This is a genomic window from Marinobacter persicus (assembly GCF_002934325.1).
Taxonomy (GTDB): Bacteria; Pseudomonadota; Gammaproteobacteria; order Pseudomonadales; family Oleiphilaceae; genus Marinobacter; species Marinobacter persicus_A.
This window is the reverse complement of sequence record NZ_PTIV01000015.1, coordinates 37,374-54,458: the sequence shown is the minus strand read 5'-3', so window position 1 is coordinate 54,458 and position 17,085 is coordinate 37,374. Positions and strand designations below refer to the sequence as shown.

17 protein-coding genes and 1 tRNA gene are annotated in these 17,085 nt (G+C 57.3%); 11 read left to right on the top strand and 7 right to left on the bottom strand.

The window, feature by feature from the left end:
- Positions 1-6 precede the first annotated feature (6 nt).
- Positions 7-1,419, top strand: a complete 1,413-nt coding sequence (locus BY454_RS09575) for a sigma-54-dependent transcriptional regulator (protein WP_104416308.1) — start codon at positions 7-9, stop codon at positions 1,417-1,419.
- Positions 1,420-1,835: 416 nt separating this feature from the next.
- On the opposite strand, the gene BY454_RS16875 is transcribed toward BY454_RS09575, so the two are convergent.
- Positions 1,836-2,132: a hypothetical protein gene (locus BY454_RS16875; protein ID WP_181049679.1), complete on the bottom strand. Its 297-nt coding sequence runs from the start codon at positions 2,130-2,132 to the stop codon at positions 1,836-1,838.
- Between BY454_RS16875 and pcnB the strand changes: the two genes are divergently transcribed.
- From pcnB to pgi, 5 genes are all read left to right on the top strand, one after another.
- Entirely contained in the window at positions 2,099-3,466 is a 1,368-nt protein-coding gene (pcnB, locus tag BY454_RS09565) for a polynucleotide adenylyltransferase PcnB (RefSeq protein WP_104416307.1), read from the top strand. The genes BY454_RS16875 and pcnB overlap by 34 nt on opposite strands.
- Positions 3,463-3,960 (top strand): 2-amino-4-hydroxy-6-hydroxymethyldihydropteridine diphosphokinase, encoded by a 498-nt coding sequence (folK, locus tag BY454_RS09560; RefSeq protein WP_104416306.1) that lies wholly within the window; start codon positions 3,463-3,465, stop codon positions 3,958-3,960. The genes pcnB and folK (BY454_RS09560) overlap by 4 nt, the downstream gene beginning before the upstream one ends.
- A gap of 122 nt (positions 3,961-4,082) precedes the next feature.
- Entirely contained in the window at positions 4,083-4,877 is a 795-nt protein-coding gene (gene panB / locus BY454_RS09555; protein ID WP_104416305.1) for a 3-methyl-2-oxobutanoate hydroxymethyltransferase, read from the top strand.
- Positions 4,874-5,722: a pantoate--beta-alanine ligase gene (gene panC, locus BY454_RS09550; RefSeq protein ID WP_104416304.1), complete on the top strand. Its 849-nt coding sequence runs from the start codon at positions 4,874-4,876 to the stop codon at positions 5,720-5,722. Before panB ends, panC begins: the two co-directional genes overlap by 4 nt.
- A gap of 22 nt (positions 5,723-5,744) precedes the next feature.
- Complete coding sequence (gene pgi, locus BY454_RS09545; protein WP_104416303.1) at positions 5,745-7,406, top strand: glucose-6-phosphate isomerase; 1,662 nt, start codon at positions 5,745-5,747, stop codon at positions 7,404-7,406.
- On the opposite strand, the gene folK (BY454_RS09540) is transcribed toward pgi, so the two are convergent.
- Together folK (BY454_RS09540) and folB are read right to left on the bottom strand one after the other, a co-directional pair.
- A complete protein-coding gene (gene folK, locus BY454_RS09540; protein ID WP_104416302.1) occupies positions 7,380-7,904 on the bottom strand; it encodes a 2-amino-4-hydroxy-6-hydroxymethyldihydropteridine diphosphokinase in 525 nt (174 codons plus the stop codon). The genes pgi and folK (BY454_RS09540) overlap by 27 nt on opposite strands.
- The gene (gene folB / locus BY454_RS09535) at positions 7,901-8,260 is read right to left on the bottom strand and encodes a dihydroneopterin aldolase (RefSeq protein WP_104416301.1); all 360 of its coding nucleotides are present in this window, start codon (positions 8,258-8,260) and stop codon (positions 7,901-7,903) included. Before folB ends, folK (BY454_RS09540) begins: the two co-directional genes overlap by 4 nt.
- 140 nt (positions 8,261-8,400) lie before the next feature.
- Here folB and plsY point away from each other — a divergent pair, with 140 nt between their 5' ends.
- The gene (plsY, locus tag BY454_RS09530) at positions 8,401-8,994 is read left to right on the top strand and encodes a glycerol-3-phosphate 1-O-acyltransferase PlsY (RefSeq protein ID WP_104416327.1); all 594 of its coding nucleotides are present in this window, start codon (positions 8,401-8,403) and stop codon (positions 8,992-8,994) included.
- Here plsY and tsaD read toward each other — a convergent pair.
- Positions 8,991-10,046, bottom strand: a complete 1,056-nt coding sequence (gene tsaD, locus BY454_RS09525) for a tRNA (adenosine(37)-N6)-threonylcarbamoyltransferase complex transferase subunit TsaD (RefSeq protein ID WP_104416326.1) — start codon at positions 10,044-10,046, stop codon at positions 8,991-8,993. The genes plsY and tsaD overlap by 4 nt on opposite strands.
- Positions 10,047-10,279: 233 nt before the next feature.
- Here tsaD and rpsU point away from each other — a divergent pair, with 233 nt between their 5' ends.
- The 4 genes from rpsU to BY454_RS09505 all read left to right on the top strand — a co-directional run bounded on the left by rpsU (position 10,280) and on the right by BY454_RS09505 (position 14,506).
- Positions 10,280-10,495: a 30S ribosomal protein S21 gene (rpsU, locus tag BY454_RS09520; protein ID WP_007153483.1), complete on the top strand. Its 216-nt coding sequence runs from the start codon at positions 10,280-10,282 to the stop codon at positions 10,493-10,495.
- Positions 10,496-10,646: 151 nt separating this feature from the next.
- The gene (gene dnaG, locus BY454_RS09515) at positions 10,647-12,371 is read left to right on the top strand and encodes a DNA primase (protein ID WP_104416300.1); all 1,725 of its coding nucleotides are present in this window, start codon (positions 10,647-10,649) and stop codon (positions 12,369-12,371) included.
- A 137-nt stretch (positions 12,372-12,508) separates the two neighbouring features.
- Positions 12,509-14,347, top strand: a complete 1,839-nt coding sequence (gene rpoD / locus BY454_RS09510; protein WP_104416299.1) for an RNA polymerase sigma factor RpoD — start codon at positions 12,509-12,511, stop codon at positions 14,345-14,347.
- A gap of 82 nt (positions 14,348-14,429) precedes the next feature.
- Positions 14,430-14,506, top strand: a tRNA-Ile gene (locus BY454_RS09505).
- Positions 14,507-15,091: 585 nt separating this feature from the next.
- On the opposite strand, the gene BY454_RS09495 is transcribed toward BY454_RS09505, so the two are convergent.
- From BY454_RS09495 to BY454_RS16775, 3 genes are read right to left on the bottom strand one after another with little or no spacing between them, the layout of a single operon-like run.
- Positions 15,092-15,679: a hypothetical protein gene (locus BY454_RS09495; protein ID WP_104416297.1), complete on the bottom strand. Its 588-nt coding sequence runs from the start codon at positions 15,677-15,679 to the stop codon at positions 15,092-15,094.
- Positions 15,654-15,989: an STAS-like domain-containing protein gene (locus tag BY454_RS09490; RefSeq protein ID WP_104416296.1), complete on the bottom strand. Its 336-nt coding sequence runs from the start codon at positions 15,987-15,989 to the stop codon at positions 15,654-15,656. The genes BY454_RS09495 and BY454_RS09490 overlap by 26 nt, the downstream gene beginning before the upstream one ends.
- Complete coding sequence (locus BY454_RS16775) at positions 15,982-17,022, bottom strand: hypothetical protein (protein WP_146082702.1); 1,041 nt, start codon at positions 17,020-17,022, stop codon at positions 15,982-15,984. Before BY454_RS16775 ends, BY454_RS09490 begins: the two co-directional genes overlap by 8 nt.
- Between the last annotated feature and the right edge of the window lie 63 nt (positions 17,023-17,085).

Below are 17,085 nucleotides of genomic sequence, written 5' to 3'. Positions count from 1 at the left end.
CGCCCTATGCCCCGCATTCTGATTGTTGAAGACGAAGACATCATTCGCTCAGCCGTGCGCAAACTGCTGCAACATGCCGGTTATGAGGTCGCTGACGCCGTCTCAGTGGAAGCTGCGGAAGAGCAGGAACCGGAAAACTTTGACCTGATCATCACCGACCTGCGACTACCGGGCGCCGCCGGTACGGAAATGATCAACCGGGCTCCCAACACCCCCGTACTGATCATGACAAGTTACGCCAGCCTGCGCTCGGCGGTCGATTCCATGAAGATGGGTGCGGTGGATTACATCGCCAAGCCGTTTGACCACGACGAAATGCTGGCGGCGGTGGAAAGCATCCTCGCGCGCAAGACCGGAGACACTCCGGCCGCAACCGAAACCAGCAATACCGGCGCGGCGAACAGCCAGCAGAACGACCCGTCGGGCATCATGTATGGCCAATGCGAAGCCATGCAGAAAGTCTTCACCCTGATTCGCAAGGTGGCACCGACCGAATCCACGGTACTCATTCAGGGCGAATCCGGAACCGGGAAAGAACTGGCCGCACGCGCCCTGCACCTGCTCAGCCCCAGGGCAAACAAACCGTTAATCTCGGTGAACTGCGCGGCCATTCCGGAGAGCCTGATCGAGTCGGAACTGTTCGGCCATGAGAAAGGCTCGTTCACCGGTGCCGTATCGGCCCGCACCGGGCTGATTGAAGCCGCCGATGGCGGCAGCCTGTTCCTGGACGAGATCGGTGAGCTCCCTGCCGAAGCCCAGGCGCGCCTGCTGCGGGTATTGCAGGAAAGCGAGATTCGCCGGGTCGGCTCCACCCAGAGCCGGAAGGTGAATGTGCGCATGATTGCGGCCACCCACCGCAACCTGAAGGCCATGACCCGCACCGGCGAGTTCCGGGAAGACCTCTATTACCGACTGAATGTGATGCAGATTCGCATCCCGCCACTGCGTGAGCGGCGGGCCGACATCCTTGGCCTGGCACAGCGCTTCCTGCAACAACAGGCCGACAAACTGGAGCGGCCCACACTCAACCTCAGCCCGGAAGCCATGCAACTGCTGGAACGTTACCCCTGGCCAGGCAACGTGCGGGAGCTGGAAAATGCCATTGAACGGGCCTCCATCCTGGCAGACAGCGATGTCATCACCCCGGCCGTCCTGGATCTGGACAGCGAACCGGACGACGAGTTTATTCCGGAAACTCTCGTCGAAGGTGGCAACGAAGCCACGTCGCCAGCCACCCCGGAACCGGCAAACGACCTGTCACTGGAAGATTATTTCCAGCACTACGTCCTGGAGAACCAGGACCGGATGAGCGAAACCGAATTGGCCCACAAACTGGGCATCAGCCGGAAATCGCTCTGGGAACGCCGGCAGCGGCTCGGTATTCCTCGAAAAAAAACATCAGGCAATAGCGGGAGCTGACCAGACGGCTCCCGCCCACTGTTACCTGCCTGTTCCTCACGGTAACAACTCCTCCGGTAACACCGGCCCGCCAGTAACACATCCCCTCGTATACGGGGTAACACTTACCTCCACAAAAATATTAACTCACTGATTTTTAACGATTTACAAAAACTGGCACACGCTCTGCAGACGATTAAGCGCACAACAACAAAAACAAAAGTGACAACGCAGCGACACAATAAAAACAAAAAGCTGCACCGAGCGCCCGGTAACAAAAACAAAAATAGGGCGTAAGCGAACTGAGCGTTTTGGGTACTATGCTTTTTAGTGATCCCACGGCGGTTGCAAGTGGACAGTGTAGAGAAAAATAAATGCCTGAAGGCAGCGCTACATTAATCCTCAGCTTGCACCCTGCTACTGACCACTCTGCGTATTCAAAGCTTTCCGTTTGCACTGCTTAATGCCCGAAAAGGGCAAATAACGGGAACAACAACAAAAAGCCCGGCAAAAACAAGAACAATGCAGATCGGCAACCATTTCAGGGCGGGTTCGCGAAAGCGGACCCGCCTTTTAATTATTGGCCCTTCCATTTTCCCGCCCATGGCGCCCGATTCCGTGACCGAAACCTTCCAGACATGGGCAAATCCTGTCCAAACCGGTAAACTTCCCGTTTTGCTCAGAGCAATCACGGACTTCCATGCCAAATCGACTTGTAGAAAGAATCCGCTCATTCATGCCCGGTAACGGTAAGAAGAAAGCCAGACAATACCAGCGGCAGGAGATCCCGCGAGATCAGCACAATGTCTCTCGCTCGATGATCAGCGAGCCGGCCAAAAAAGTGCTGCATCGCCTCAATAAAGCCGGGTATGAAGCCTACCTGGTCGGTGGCGGCGTGCGGGACATCCTTCTGGGCGGCAAGCCCAAGGACTTTGACATTGCCACCAACGCCACCCCCGAAGAAGTGCACGACCTGTTCCGCAACTCCCGCCTGATTGGCCGCCGGTTCCGAATTGTGCATGTCATTTTTGGTCGGGAGGTGATTGAAGTAACCACCTTCCGGGGCAATGCCAAGGACGTGGAGGACGAAGTCGGCGACCATGAGCACAAAACTTCGGAACACGGCCAGTTACTGCGCGATAACGTCTACGGCTCCCAGGAAGAGGATGCGCTGCGTCGTGATTTCACCATCAATGCGCTGTACTACTGCATTCGAGACTTCACCGTTATCGATTACGCCAACGGCGTGCAGGACCTTAAAAACGGCTTGATTCGTCTGATTGGCGACCCGGAAACCCGTTATCGGGAAGACCCGGTGCGCATGCTCAGGGCGATTCGATTCGCCGGCAAACTGGGCTTTGAAATCGAACCGGAAACCCGGGCACCGATCCGGGAGATGGCGCCGCTGCTGACAAACATCCCCCCGGCCCGACTGTTTGATGAGGTGCTGAAACTCCTCTCTGCCGGGCATGGGGAGGTTACTTATGACCTGCTACGGGAATACAATCTGCTGGCGCCACTGTTCCCGGAAACCGCTGCGGCCATTGATGCCGGCGAATCGGATGAATTGATCCGCCAGGCCCTTCGCAATACCGATGCCCGCATTGCCCGCGGCAAATCCGTTACCCCCTACTTCATGTTCGCCGCCATGCTATGGCCTGCCCTCCAGGCGGAATGGCGCCGGCGACAGGATCACGGCGACCCGGTACAACCGGCACTACATGGCGCTATCGCCCGCGTGATTGGCGAGCAGGTGCACTCCACCGCCATTCCCAAGCGCTTCTCCGGACCCATGAAGGAAATCTGGGAGCTCCAGATGCGACTGCCACGGCGTCAGGGCAAGCGCGCGTTCGGTACCCTCACCCACCCACGTTTCCGCGCCGCCTACGATTTCCTGCTGGTACGCGAATCAGCTGGTGAAATTGAACCCGGCCTCGGCCAGTGGTGGACAGACTTCCAGAATGCCGACGAATCCGGGCAGTCCAAAATGATCGCCCAGCTGGGCACCAGTGCCCCGCGCAAGAAACGCAAGAAACGCAAGCCATCCCATAAACGGCCGCAGCAATGAGCACTGACGCCTACATTGGCCTGGGCAGTAATCTGGCGGACCCAGCCGAACAACTCGCCCGGGCCATCAGCGAGCTGGCCATGCTGCCTCAAACCACCCTGGTGGCGCAGTCGCCGTTCTACGCCAGCCGGCCCGTGGGCCCGCAGGACCAGCCGGACTTTATCAACGGCGCCGTCCACCTTGTCACCACATTGACGGCCCACCAGTTGCTGGACCACCTGCAACACATCGAACAGGCCCATGGCCGGGAACGCCTCCAGCATTGGGGACCGCGCACCCTGGATCTGGACATCCTGGTGTTCGGCAATGACTGCATCCAGGATGAACGCCTGACCGTACCCCATGCTGAGCTGGCCAACCGGGATTTTGCCCTGCAGCCGCTGCTGGACCTGGCCCCGGATATTACCCTGCCATGCGGGCAGGCCATCCGAGAATTGCGCCTGCAGTGTCCGGACAACGGCTTGCGCAAACTACCGCCCCTGGCGCGTAACTGAACAGGCCGTCGTGCCACAGCCATGCTCTTGTTTCCGCCCAGACCGGGTATTAATCTAGAGAACTTTAAAACGCCGGCAACCCCGGCTGCTGACGGCCCATCCACCCAAAAGGCAAGGATCTTATGGCAGTTACCATCAATACCCTGCGGGAATACAAACAGAAGGGCGAAGCCTTTTCCGCCCTCACCTCCTACGACTCCACGTTCGCCCAGGTAGTCAGTGAAGCGGGCGTCGATGTAATCCTGATTGGTGACTCACTGGGCATGGTTCTACAGGGCCAGGACAGCACCATCCCGGTCACCATGGACGACATGGTCTACCACACCCGCTGTGTGGCCCAGGGTAACAAGGGCTCGCTGATCATGGCCGACATGCCGTTCATGTCGTACGGCACGGTGGCCGACGCGCTGGACAACGCCGCCGAACTGATGCGTGCCGGCGCTCACATGGTCAAGCTCGAAGGCACCGACTGGATGCGGGACACCATCGAAGCCCTGAGCGAACGCGGCGTGCCAGTATGCGCCCACCTGGGCCTGACGCCCCAGTTCGTGAACAAGTTTGGCGGCTACAAGGTCCAGGGCCGGGATGAAAAAGCCGCCGAGGCGATGATCGAACACGCCTGCGAGCTCGAAGCCGCCGGGGCCGACGTTATCCTGCTCGAGTGCGTGCCGGCGCCCCTGGCCGCCCGCATCACCCAGGCTGTAAAAGCCCCGGTGATTGGCATTGGCGCCGGCTCCGACACCGATGGCCAGGTCCTGGTGGTTTACGACATGCTGGGTCTGACCCCGGGCCGTAAGCCACGTTTTGTGAAGAATTTCCTGGCGGAGACCGCTTCCATTCCGGAGGCCATCGCCGCCTATGCCCAAGCCGTGAAAGCGCGCTCATTCCCCGCTGAGGAGCATACGTTCAAGGCATGAGAACCGTACATTCCCTGAAAGAACTGCGTTCGATCCTGCGTAATTATCGCCAGCAGGGCAAAACCATTGGCCTGGTGCCTACCATGGGTAACCTGCACGAAGGCCACATTTCGCTGGTGCGCAAAGCCAGCGAGGCGGCGGATATTGTGGTCACCAGCATCTTCGTGAACCCCATGCAGTTCGGCGCCAACGAAGACCTGGACAAGTACCCCCGGACCCTCCAGGAAGATCAGGACAAGCTGGCCGAAGCCGGCAACACCCTGGTATTCGCGCCGTCTGTGGACGAGGTCTATCCTGAAGGTATGGCCCGCCAGACCAAAGTACTGGTGCCGGAAGTGAGTGAAGGGCATTGCGGTGCCAGCCGCCCCGGGCATTTTGAAGGGGTGGCAACGGTGGTGGCCATGCTCTTCAACATGGTCCAGCCCGATGTGGCCGTGTTTGGCGAGAAGGACTTCCAGCAACTGGCGGTGATCAAGAAAATGGTCCGCGACCTGATGATCCCCGTCAATGTGGTGGGTGCGCCTACCGTGCGTGAAGAAGACGGCCTGGCCAAGAGCTCTCGCAACGGTTACCTGTCGGAAGAAGAGCGGGCGACCGCCCCCATCGTCTTCCAGACACTGAACCGGGTGGCGGAACAACTGCAACAGGGCCGGTCCGATTTTCAGGCACTGGAGCAGGAAGCACAGAACGTGCTGGCGGAAGCGGGTTTGCGCCCTGACTACTTCAACATTGTCAGCAGCCAGACTCTCAAGCCGGCTACCGACGAAGACCGGGAACTGACGCTGCTGGTTGCCGCTTTCCTGGGCACCACCCGGCTGATCGACAACCTTTCCCTCAGCCGCTGACAATCATAAAAAGGACACGCTGATGCCGCACACACTTCAGGGGCTGACCCAGCGGCCAGAGTGGCGGGCGCTGACCGCACTCAGGGACCAATTGGCGCAAACAAACCTGCGCGACCTGTTCGACCGCGACCCTCGGCGTGCGCAGCGCTACCTGGCATCCGCCGCAGGCCTGACGCTGGACTTCTCCCGCAACCGCCTGACCGATGAGGTACTCCAGGCACTGGACGCCCTGGCCGGCGCCTGCGGCCTGCCGGAGCGTCGCGCAGCCCTGCTTCGTGGTGACATCGTCAATCCCACCGAAAACCGCCCGGCCCTGCATACCGCCCTGCGCCAGCCTGCAGGCTCCGAGGTACGGGTGAACGGCCAGAATGTGGTGCCGGAAATCCAGGCCACCCTGGAACGCATGGAAACGCTGGTTAAAGCCGTACACCAGGGTGAGCGAACCGGCTACAGCGACAAGCCCTTTACCGACGTTGTCAGCATTGGCATTGGCGGTTCTTTCCTGGGCCCCAAACTGGTGGTCGAAGCCTTGGCGCCCTATGCCCGCGAAGGCATGAACTGCCACTTTGTGGCCAACATCGACGGCACCGACATCCAGGAAACCCTGAAGAAACTGAACCCGGAAACCACGCTTTTTCTGGTGCAATCCAAATCCTTCCGCACCCAGGAAACCCTGAGCAACAGCCTGGTGGCACGGGAGTGGTTCCTTACTCACGGTGGCGACGTCGCAGCTATTGCCCGGCACTTCCTCGCGGTCACCACCAACATCAAAGACGCCAAACACTTTGGCATCGATGAACACAACATCTTCCCCATGTGGGACTGGGTGGGGGGCCGCTATTCGCTATGGTCCGCCATCGGCCTGCCCATCGCGCTGACGCTCGGGATGGAGCACTTCCATGCCTTGCTGGAAGGTGCCCACGACATGGACCGACACTTTGCCGAGGCGCCCACAGCGCAAAACCTTCCGGTACTCATGGCCCTGCTCAGCGTCTGGTACAACAACTTCTGGGGCGCCGAAACCCACGCCGTGCTGCCCTACGATGAGTACCTGCAGTTCCTGCCCGACCACCTGCAGCAACTGGACATGGAAAGTAATGGCAAGCGGGTCACCCAGCAGGGCCAGCCGGTGGATTACGCCACCGGGCCGATCCTCTGGGGTGGCGTTGGCGCCAATGGACAACATGCCTACCACCAGCTGATTCACCAGGGCACCCGACTGGTACCGGCGGATTTCATCATCCCGCTGCAGTCCCACAACCCGGTGAACGAACACCACGCCAACCTGTTTGCCAACTGCCTGAGCCAGGCCCGCGCCATGATGGCGGGCAAGACCCGGGCGGAAGCCAAACAGGAGTTACTGGACAGCGGCATGGAAGAGGCGGCGGCAGAAACGCTGGCGCCCCATAAGGTCATCCCCGGCAACCAGCCAAGCAACATCCTGTTAATGGATAAGGTTACACCCAAGACGCTGGGCGCGTTGATTGCCCTCTACGAACATCGCACGTTCGTCCAGAGCGTGATCTGGGACATCGACTGCTTTGATCAGTGGGGTGTGGAGCTGGGCAAGCAGATTGGTAACGAGATTCTGCCCCGCCTGACGGACGGTGCGCAGGCCTCGGCGGATAGCGACAGCGCCACCGATAACCTGATCAACCTATTCCGTGCAGCCAACCGGCCGTGAGATGAGCTGTCCCTGCCAATTGAAGGCAACCGGCCAAAGGCTTTGTTCCTGGTCGTACGCCTGCCACAACTGGCGATAGGACTGCCCGCATACCGGGTGCCGCTCCTCCGGGGCAATATCGGCCAGGGGCTGGAGCACGAAAGCGTTCTTGAGAATTTCGGCCCGGGGCAGCGACACGCCATCAACGGTACCGGCGGCATCGTCATAGGTCAGGATATCCAGATCCAGCGTGCGGGGGCTGAATTTGCGCGCGTTCACCTGCCGGCCGTTGTCCCGCTCGAGCTGTTTGAACCGACGGCTCAACTCCCCCACGGACCAGTCGGTATCAATACCAACCACCAGATTCAGGAAATTGGAACCGTTAAACCCCACCGGTTCGGTCTCGTAGACCGGTGATATCAGCAGTTCCCCAAACCAGTCCGCCAATGCATCCAGCGCTGCCGTCACATGTCGGTAGCGCTCAATGTTACTGCCAATGCTGATGTACACCCGGCTCACGGACGCTCGCCCCGCTCAATGCGGATACCGACATTCCGTGCCGACGGCACCGCGCCGGGCTTATTCAGCGTCAGGCGCAACCAGCGCACACCAAACTCCTCCATCAGCATCTGCGCCAGTACTTCCGCCGCTGTTTCCAGTAGTTCCGGCTTCAAGGCCTGCAAGCGCTGAGTCACCCGTTCACTGACCGCCGCGTAATCCAGGGCATCGGCCACATCGTCACTGGCGGCTGGCACCCGGTTATCCCAGGCCATCTCCAGGTCCACCAGCAACCGCTGGGTAATTTCCCGTTCCCAGTCATAAACGCCAATCACCGTTTCGACCGCCAGGCCGTCAATAAATACGCTGTCTGCCAAACCGGGCTCCCGTTGTCTCACACTCAAGGCTGATTGAATAGTGCACAGGTACCGGCTAGTGTATGGCCTTCCTGTGGCAATTAATGCTCACGATTTTCTCACAGAATACCCGCTGGCGTCTGCGCCACCCCAAACAGACCATGGATGTACACAGCAACCCGATCCTGATTGTCATGCTCTGCATCGCCGCCTACCTGGTCGGCTCGGTGCTGTTTGCGGTGGTGGTCTGCCGGTACTTGAAACTGCCGGACCCCAGGGCACTGGGCTCGGGTAACCCAGGCGCCACCAACGTCTACCGGGTGGGCGGCTGGGAGCCCGCCGCCATCACACTGGGGCTGGATGCACTGAAGGGGTGGGTGCCGGTCTGGCTGGCGCACCTGGCCGATTTTTCGATCCTGGTGCAGGCCATGGTCGCTTTGTGCGCAGTCACCGGGCACATGATCCCGGCTTTCTTCCGCTTCAAGGGTGGCAAGGGCGTGGCCACCGCCCTGGGGGCCGGCCTGGCGCTCGCCCCGTTAACCACGTTGATCATGGCCGCGCTGTGGCTGGTGATCATGTGGCGCTGGCGCATTTCCGCCGTGGCCTCGATCATTGCCATCGTCAGTGGCCCGGTGATCAGCGCCCTGCTGGAACCGGAGACCCTGCCGTTGTTCGGCTTACTGGCACTGTTGATCGTGGTGCGCCACCGCAACAACCTGATTCGCCTGGCCCAGGGGCGTGAGACGGGGCTTTAGTCCACCAGGCCGTTGGCTCGGGGCTGATGAACTGGCGGCAGCGTATTCATCGGCCACCGGGGCACCGACACAATGCGCTCACCATCGCGCTGCCCGCCCCTCAGGCGCTGAGCCCCGGCGTAGGCAATCATCGCCCCGTTATCCGTGCAGAATTCCGGGCGGGCGTAAAACACCGAGGCATTCTGTTTCTCCGCCATCTTCTCCAACCCCGCGCGCAGACGCTTGTTGGCACTCACACCACCGGCAATCACCAAACGCTTGCAACCGGTCTGCTCCAGCGCCCGGCGGCACTTGATGGTCAGCGTGTCCACCACCGCAGACTCAAACGCCAGGGCGATGTCGGCCTGAACCTGCTCATCGAATCGCCCCTCGTCTTTTGCGGCATTGACGGTATTCAGGGTAAAGGTCTTCAAGCCACTGAAACTAAAATCCAGGCCGGGCCGATCGGTCATCGGGCGGGGGAACCGGTACTTCCCTTCCCGACCTTTTTCCGCCAATGCCGCTACTCGGGGGCCACCGGGATAATCCAGCCCCAGCATTTTTGCAGTCTTGTCGAAGGCTTCACCGGCGGCATCGTCCACCGATTCACCCAGCATTTCGTATTCACCAATGCCATCAACCCGCACCAGTTGGGTGTGCCCGCCGGAGACCAGCAAGGCCACAAACGGGAACGCCGGCGGGTTGTCCTCCAACATGGGCGCCAGCAGATGCCCCTCCATGTGATGAACTCCCAGCACGGGAATGCCCAACGCAAACCCCAGGGCATGGGCCACCGAACCACCCACCATCAGGGCGCCCACCAGGCCGGGGCCGGCGGTATAGGCGATACCTTCAAGGTCCTGCCGTGTTTTCCCGGCCTCGGCCAGCACCTGGTCACACAACGGCAACAGCTTGCGCACGTGATCCCGGGAAGCCAGTTCCGGCACCACGCCGCCATAATCCGCGTGCAGATCAACCTGGCTGTAGAGAGCGTGAGCCAGCAGCCCCTGTTCATCATCCAACAGGGCCACACCGGTTTCATCGCAGGAGGTTTCAATACCGAGAATCAGCATAGTCAGGGCTTGTCCGAGGGCTGAGAAATGGAAAGTCGGCATTTTAGCAGAAACCCGAAAGGCTCCGTCAGTTTCGCTGAACAATGATTGACCTGAACCTGCCCAACCGCTATCATTGCCGACCTTAATCATTCGCTGGTCGAGTTTTAGCCAATCTGACCAGGAATCGAGCCGCCCGAATCATTCCGGGTGGAACAAATTGAAACCGAATCTATCAGGTAGGTGATTTTCGAATGCCAGCTGTTAAAGTGAAAGAGAATGAACCGTTTGACGTAGCACTGCGTCGCTTCAAGCGTTCCTGCGAAAAGGCCGGTGTACTGTCTGAAGTACGTCGTCGTGAACACTACGAAAAGCCGACCGCTGTTCGCAAGCGTAAAGCAGCTGCCGCCGTTAAGCGTCATCTCAAGAAGCTTCAGCGGGAGCAGCGCAAATTCGAGCGTCTGTACTGAGTTCAGGCGAGCGTTAGCGCAGTAACTGATTACCGGCAGAGGCCAGCACCTCTATCGGTATACTGAAAATGCCGCCGGGGCCTGGCTTCGGCGGCATTTTTGGCTATGGCGAAAGCCGACTTCCAGGGCACCTGGGCGATGTGGAGCCAAGATGAGCGGAATGATCCCTCAACGATTCGTGGAAGACCTGCTTGATCGCACCGATCTGGCAGCCTTGATCGGATCCCGCATCACCCTGAAAAAAGCCGGCGCCAACTACAAGGCCTGCTGTCCGTTTCACGACGAAAAAACACCGTCGTTCAATGTTCGTCCCGACAAAGGTTTCTATCATTGCTTTGGCTGCGGGGCCAGCGGCGACGCCATCAGCTTTGTCCGTGAATTCGAAGGCCTGGGGTTTACCGAAGCCGTGGAAGAACTGGCCAAGCTGGCCGGGCTGGAAGTGCCTTACGATCGCGCCGCCCAGGAAGACATCCAGCAGGCCAGAACGCTGACCGACGCGCTGGATTTCGCCAGCCGCTATTACCATTCAGCCCTGGCCAGCCAACAAGGCACCTATGCCCGGGATTACCTGAAACAACGCGGGCTGGACGACGCCATTATCCAGCAATACCAGCTGGGCTTCGCCCCGGGTACCGGTACGGCACTGTTCGACGCCGCCCCGAAAGACCTGAAAGCACCGCTGATCGAAACCGGCACCGTTTCCAACAAATACGGCCGCCCGCGGGATTTATTCCGCAACCGGGTCATGTTTCCGATCCGGAACGGCCGGGGCAAAACCGTCGCTTTTGGCGGCCGCACCCTGGGCGATGACAAGGCAAAGTACATCAACTCCCCGGAGTCCGATGTCTTTCACAAGAGCCGGGAGATCTACGGCCTGCACGAGGCCCGGCAGGCCATTCGCCAGTTGGACCGGCTGCTGGTGGTCGAAGGTTATATGGACGTGATTGCCCTGGCACAGCACGGCATTCACTACGCAGTGGCGACACTGGGCACCGCCACCAACCAGGACAGCCTTAAAGCCCTGCTCCGGCACGTGCGCCACATCGTTTTCTGTTTCGATGGTGACCAGGCAGGTTATAGGGCGGCCGACAAGGCCATGGAAAATGCACTGGAACTCATGGCCGACGGCCTGCACCTCCAGTTCCTGATGCTACCGGATGGCGAAGATCCAGACACACTGGTGCGAAAAGAAGGCCGGGAGGCGTTTGAAAAACGCGTGGCTGGTGCCACGCCGCTGTCGCGCTACCTGTTCGACCGGCAAAGCGAAGGGCTCGACCTGCAACTGCCGGAAGGCCGGAGCGAGCTCAGGGCCCGGGCAGAACCGCTATTGAACAAGATGCCGCGCACCACGTTGCGCAACGCCATGTGGCAGGAAATGCTACGGCTGTGCGGCAACGGGGGCCAGTGGCAGAATCGCGGCTCCGGCAAGAAATACCGGGGCTGGCGGGGCGAACGGGCCGAACGCCCGACCGAGGAGCGGGTGGAGGTCAAGCTCAGCAAGGACAACACCTTGTGCCTGGCGCTGCTGGAAGCGCCCGAGCTGGCCCGCGAAGTCGGCGCCCTGGCCGAAGGGACCCGACAACTGCCCCAGGCCGGCCAACTGGCCCGATGGCTACAGGACAAGAACATACAGACCCGCAAGGCTTTGGTGGCGGGTCTGGCACTGGACAAACAGGCCCGCGACCGGTTCTACAACCTGTTCGACGGACTGGAGCACATCCCGGCTCGGGAGAGCACACTGGCCGCTGCCAGAGAACTGCTGACCCCGAACGAAGAAGCCGCGCGCCAGCAACGACTGGCAACCCTGCTCCGGAACCTGGCCAAGCTCAGCCCCGAGGAACGGGAAGAGCTGAGAACGCTCAGCGGCGGTCAGTAAAAGCCGCATCGGAGCAGCTATAACTTGAAACTATAGCAACTGATCACCATCTAAACACTTGGTGGCAGCAAAACTACGTGACAGCTATAATGGCTGTTTAACTTTTTCCTTTTTAAAAGCGAGTTCACAGGGTGTCTATGTCAGGCAATTCGCAAAAATCACGTTTGAAAGACCTCATCGCCAGGGGCAAGGAACAAGGTTACCTGACTTACGCCGAGGTAAACGACCACCTGCCGGAAGATATCGCGGATCCGGATCAGGTAGAAGACATCATCCGGATGATTAACGACATGGGTATCCAGGTGTGCGAAGAAACACCGGACGCCGATACCCTGTTGATGACCGAAGGCGATTCCACCGCCGACGAAGCCGCTGCCGCTGAGGCCGCCGCCGCGCTCGCCGCCGTTGAAACCGACGCTGGCCGCACCACCGACCCGGTTCGCATGTACATGCGCGAAATGGGCACCGTGGAGCTGTTGACCCGCGAAGGCGAAATCGTTATCGCCAAGCGCATCGAAGAAGGCATCCGCGATGTCATGGCCGCCGTGGCTCACTTCCCCGGCACCGTCGGCACTGTTATCCAGGCTTACGACCGCATCATCGAAAACGAAGGCCGCATCAGCGACATCGTCACCGGCTTCCTTGACCCGGATGGTGCCGAGCCCTTCATGCCAGAAGAAACGGCCACCGACACCGCGTCTGACAACGACAGCGATGACGACGATGACAACAGCGAAGACGAAAACGACAACGGTCCGGATCCAGAAGAAACCCGCCTGCGCTTCGAGCTGCTGAAAGAAAAGCTGGCTGCTGCAGATGCGGCCCTGGAAAAGCATGGCCGTGGCCACAAGAAAACCCAGGACGCCCTGAACGAGCTGGGTGAAGTCTTCGCGCCGTTCAAACTGGCCAACAAAGCCTTCGAAGAGCTGGTGAACGTGGTTCGCTCCACCAACGACCTGGTTCGCGAGAACGAACGCACCATCATGCAGATCTGCGTGCGCGAGTGCAAAATGCCGCGCAAGGACTTCATCAAGTGGTTCCCCGGCAACGAGACCGATCTGGAATGGGCGCCTGAAATCGCCGGCATGAAGAAGCCTTACGCCGCCGCCATCGGCGAGCGCCTGGACGACATCGTCCGCCTGCAAAAGCGCATCCAGAACGTCCAGACTGAAGTGGACCTGGACGTGGCCGACATCAAGGAAATCAACCGTCGCGTCTCTATCGGCGAAGCCAAGGCCCGCCGCGCCAAGAAAGAAATGGTTGAGGCCAACCTGCGTCTGGTTATTTCCATTGCCAAGAAATACACCAACCGTGGCCTACAGTTCCTGGACCTGATCCAGGAGGGCAACATCGGCCTGATGAAGGCCGTCGACAAGTTCGAATACCGTCGCGGTTACAAGTTCTCGACCTACGCCACCTGGTGGATTCGTCAGGCCATCACCCGCTCCATTGCGGACCAGGCCCGCACCATCCGGATTCCGGTGCACATGATCGAGACCATCAACAAGCTCAACCGCGTGTCCCGTCAGATGCTCCAGGAAATGGGCCGCGAGCCCACACCGGAAGAGCTGGGCGAGCGCATGGAAATGCCTGAAGACAAGATCCGCAAGGTGCTGAAGATCGCCAAGGAGCCGATCTCCATGGAAACCCCGATCGGCGACGACGAAGACAGCCATCTGGGCGATTTCATCGAGGACATCCAGGCCCTGTCACCTGTCGATTCCGCCACCGCCGAAGGCCTGCGCGAAGCCACCCGCTCCGTGCTCTCCGGCCTGACCGCGCGCGAATCCAAGGTACTGCGCATGCGCTTCGGTATCGAAATGAACACCGACCACACCCTTGAGGAAGTCGGCAAACAGTTCGACGTCACCCGTGAGCGTATCCGCCAGATCGAAGCCAAGGCCCTGCGCAAACTGCGCCACCCTTCCCGCTCCGATCACCTGCGCGGCTTCATAGACGACCAGGGCAGCGCCTAAGCTGCCAACACAGTAGCGGGCGCCCCCACTCATGGGTATAATGGCGCCCGCTTCTGCCCTCCCGGGCAATTTGAAAGAAAAAGGGCCTATAGCTCAGTTGGTTAGAGCAGAGGACTCATAATCCTTTGGTCGCTGGTTCGAGTCCAGCTGGGCCCACCACTTACAGACTTATACCTTCGCTTTCCTTCCCAACGCCTTTAATTCTCAAAGGCCCTTTACCTGCCTTTCCATGAGGCCATTTAGCCAAACATTTCACTCCTGGATTATGAACGGCGCTGTCATCAGCGATGATATGCCTCTGCCCGTCCACTATTCCGCACCCCAAACCACGAAATTACTCAAGATGCCCATTGCTTGCTCCGGAAGAGTGATTATATTTCACTATTTTAAAGTGCTTGTGATCAGAGAGCCGACAATGGAAATCTTCGTCGCATTAGAGCTGGTGCCAAAGAAGATGAGGGGCTGACCGAGATTAACCGGTACAGTGGGACTATATTCGGGGAAGAAAACAGAAGGTGAACGAGTGCTACCTGGAAGCTCTAAACCAGGTCTTCCCTCAGATCATGACTGGAAAGACGATCCCGGAGGCTGGGCAAACTAGCCTGGATATGGAAAAGCTCGTTCAGAGAGCAGCCTGAAAATCGGATAGATTTCTGCCTGGCGGCTAGGATCGTCCAGGCTCGGCAAGGGGGACCGAAAAAGGGAATTACAGAATTAACAGGGAGAACTATCAACAATCAAAATTCACACGAACTTATGGACCATCAAATACAAGAAACCTAAAGCAGTAAAAACAATTATAGCGCCAAAATAGTCAGGATATTTTTCTGGAAAATTCCTTAACGCCACCGCCCAACGCCTAGACATGGAGTACTCATAATACTTATGTTCAACCTCATAAATCAACTCACCACAAAAAATATCAGACTCATGAATCTTAGACGCTACATCAATATCTTTTTCATCTTCTGAAAACCCGGAACTCAGATCATACAAGTCAATGAAGTGACGATCCTCAACAAACAAAACCCCACACTTTTTCTCTATTATCCTGTTATAGATGTTGACCCTTGAAACGAATGAGCTAATTTCCTGCTCAAACATTACTTCCGATTTACCCTCTCCCTTCCAAGCATCAGATGAAAGCTTAGCGCACTTCTCAATATTCTCGACAATTGCATCGACGGCCTTTCTAACCTCCCCTCTTTTGAATGCTGTATATGCCAAGTAAAACGATATCATCCAACCAAAGGCGACCAACACCCAACTGATAAAGTAAAAAACTTCTTTACTCACCTTTCTACCCTTACCGTTTTTTTGACTTTGACGCATGGGCTATCCTTGACCATGCCAAGGCAACAACTGGGGGCACATCATCGTGACGAATAGTTAACTTATCTTGTAAATCGGATAATGAATACCCACCCTCCCGTATCAGTCCGCCGAAAGCCTCGTCAATAAACGACCTTCCATATAGATTGTAACCTGTTAAATCAACAGTAACGTGATCATTGTTCTGCAATGCAGGCAACAAAAATTCATCGCGAAACTTGGCCCCACTCCTATCACCATCCTTATAGTAGCGCCCATAAGGTCGCGTACTAAAATCGCGAACAACAACTATCAAAAAGTCTTTAGGCATGACTTCGTCCTACCTTAATATTCCATTGAACCAGAGTTCCTGATAACGGCCTCTTAAATTCCGCTATATCTTCAACATCCTTACCCTGGTCTTGGAAGTTAATATACATTCCTTTCCCACTCAAAACCCAAAGCTCTCCCTCTGGATTTTCTTTAATTAACTGACGAAAACTTTCACTACCCTGACCATGCTTCTCTTCGTCCCTTCTATTCTCACCAGACTGCATTGCCAGCTTAATCTTACGGGAATGCTTCTTAATTGCCATCAAGTGCTCAAGGCTGTAAATCTTCCTTATCCATGAATTAGGTCTTAATATTGAATTAGGGATACCGATGCCATCATCATAAATAGAAAGAAAGAGTTGATTATCGATAACATTGCAAATGGCCCACCATTTCCTCTTATCCTCAGCATAATTAGGATAAGCATGCTGAAATACATTATTAAATGCCTCAGATAGTGCATCACCCATAACCCACTGGTCTGTAGCAGGCATTTCACCATCGTAAACTTTTGCATTTACATATGTAACAATATCATCGTGACGTGTATCAAAGCCCGAGAAAACCGGAATCACGTCTTTACTATTAAAATCGACAACTAACTCATTCCCTCTAAGCAATGACTCGAGACCAGACCAACAAAGATGGTTTCTAGCTGATTTATGTCGAGGTAGTTTATGCAACCTCAAATAATCCCCACCATATTTTTCTTTCAACCCTTCGAATCTTGCGTAAAGGTAAACAATAACGGGAGCACTTATTTCCTCTAACCTGGAGAAGTCAATATAAACACGGTTATTACTCAGGGAATCTTCAACTTTTGAAACAAAGTCTAAACATACGCTACGAACGTACTCTGAGTTTAGCTCTAATTTTGAAGGAGCGGCTATCACCTCAGAATTACCGATACGCCAAGATGGCAACAGACCTCCGGTACGCTTTGACGAAGGCAGTTTCCGAAATCTTCGCTTGTAGCGGTCGCGAGCGATCCGCTGTTGCCTTATACGGTCATCAAAGCCTTGCTTCTTCAAAAATGCAGCTCCTAACTCAAATCCATTGAGCCGACAATACTACGCTAAAGCGCCGACTCAGCA

Excerpts from the sequence above, each read along its gene's own strand:
- rpsU (WP_007153483.1), top strand. The coding sequence starts at position 10,280 with ATGCCAGCTGTTAAAGTGAAAGAGAATGAACCGTTTGACGTAGCACTG.
- BY454_RS16875 (WP_181049679.1), bottom strand. The coding sequence starts at position 2,132 with ATGAGCGGATTCTTTCTACAAGTCGATTTGGCATGGAAGTCCGTGATT.
- pcnB (WP_104416307.1), top strand. The coding sequence starts at position 2,099 with ATGCCAAATCGACTTGTAGAAAGAATCCGCTCATTCATGCCCGGTAAC.
- panC (WP_104416304.1), top strand. The coding sequence starts at position 4,874 with ATGAGAACCGTACATTCCCTGAAAGAACTGCGTTCGATCCTGCGTAAT.
- rpoD (WP_104416299.1), top strand. The coding sequence starts at position 12,509 with ATGTCAGGCAATTCGCAAAAATCACGTTTGAAAGACCTCATCGCCAGG.
- folK (WP_104416306.1), top strand. The coding sequence starts at position 3,463 with ATGAGCACTGACGCCTACATTGGCCTGGGCAGTAATCTGGCGGACCCA.
- BY454_RS09490 (WP_104416296.1), bottom strand. The coding sequence starts at position 15,989 with ATGCCTAAAGACTTTTTGATAGTTGTTGTTCGCGATTTTAGTACGCGA.
- panB (WP_104416305.1), top strand. The coding sequence starts at position 4,083 with ATGGCAGTTACCATCAATACCCTGCGGGAATACAAACAGAAGGGCGAA.
- pgi (WP_104416303.1), top strand. The coding sequence starts at position 5,745 with ATGCCGCACACACTTCAGGGGCTGACCCAGCGGCCAGAGTGGCGGGCG.
- BY454_RS09495 (WP_104416297.1), bottom strand. The coding sequence starts at position 15,679 with ATGCGTCAAAGTCAAAAAAACGGTAAGGGTAGAAAGGTGAGTAAAGAA.
- dnaG (WP_104416300.1), top strand. The coding sequence starts at position 10,647 with ATGAGCGGAATGATCCCTCAACGATTCGTGGAAGACCTGCTTGATCGC.
- tsaD (WP_104416326.1), bottom strand. The coding sequence starts at position 10,046 with ATGCTGATTCTCGGTATTGAAACCTCCTGCGATGAAACCGGTGTGGCC.
- BY454_RS09575 (WP_104416308.1), top strand. The coding sequence starts at position 7 with ATGCCCCGCATTCTGATTGTTGAAGACGAAGACATCATTCGCTCAGCC.
- plsY (WP_104416327.1), top strand. The coding sequence starts at position 8,401 with ATGGATGTACACAGCAACCCGATCCTGATTGTCATGCTCTGCATCGCC.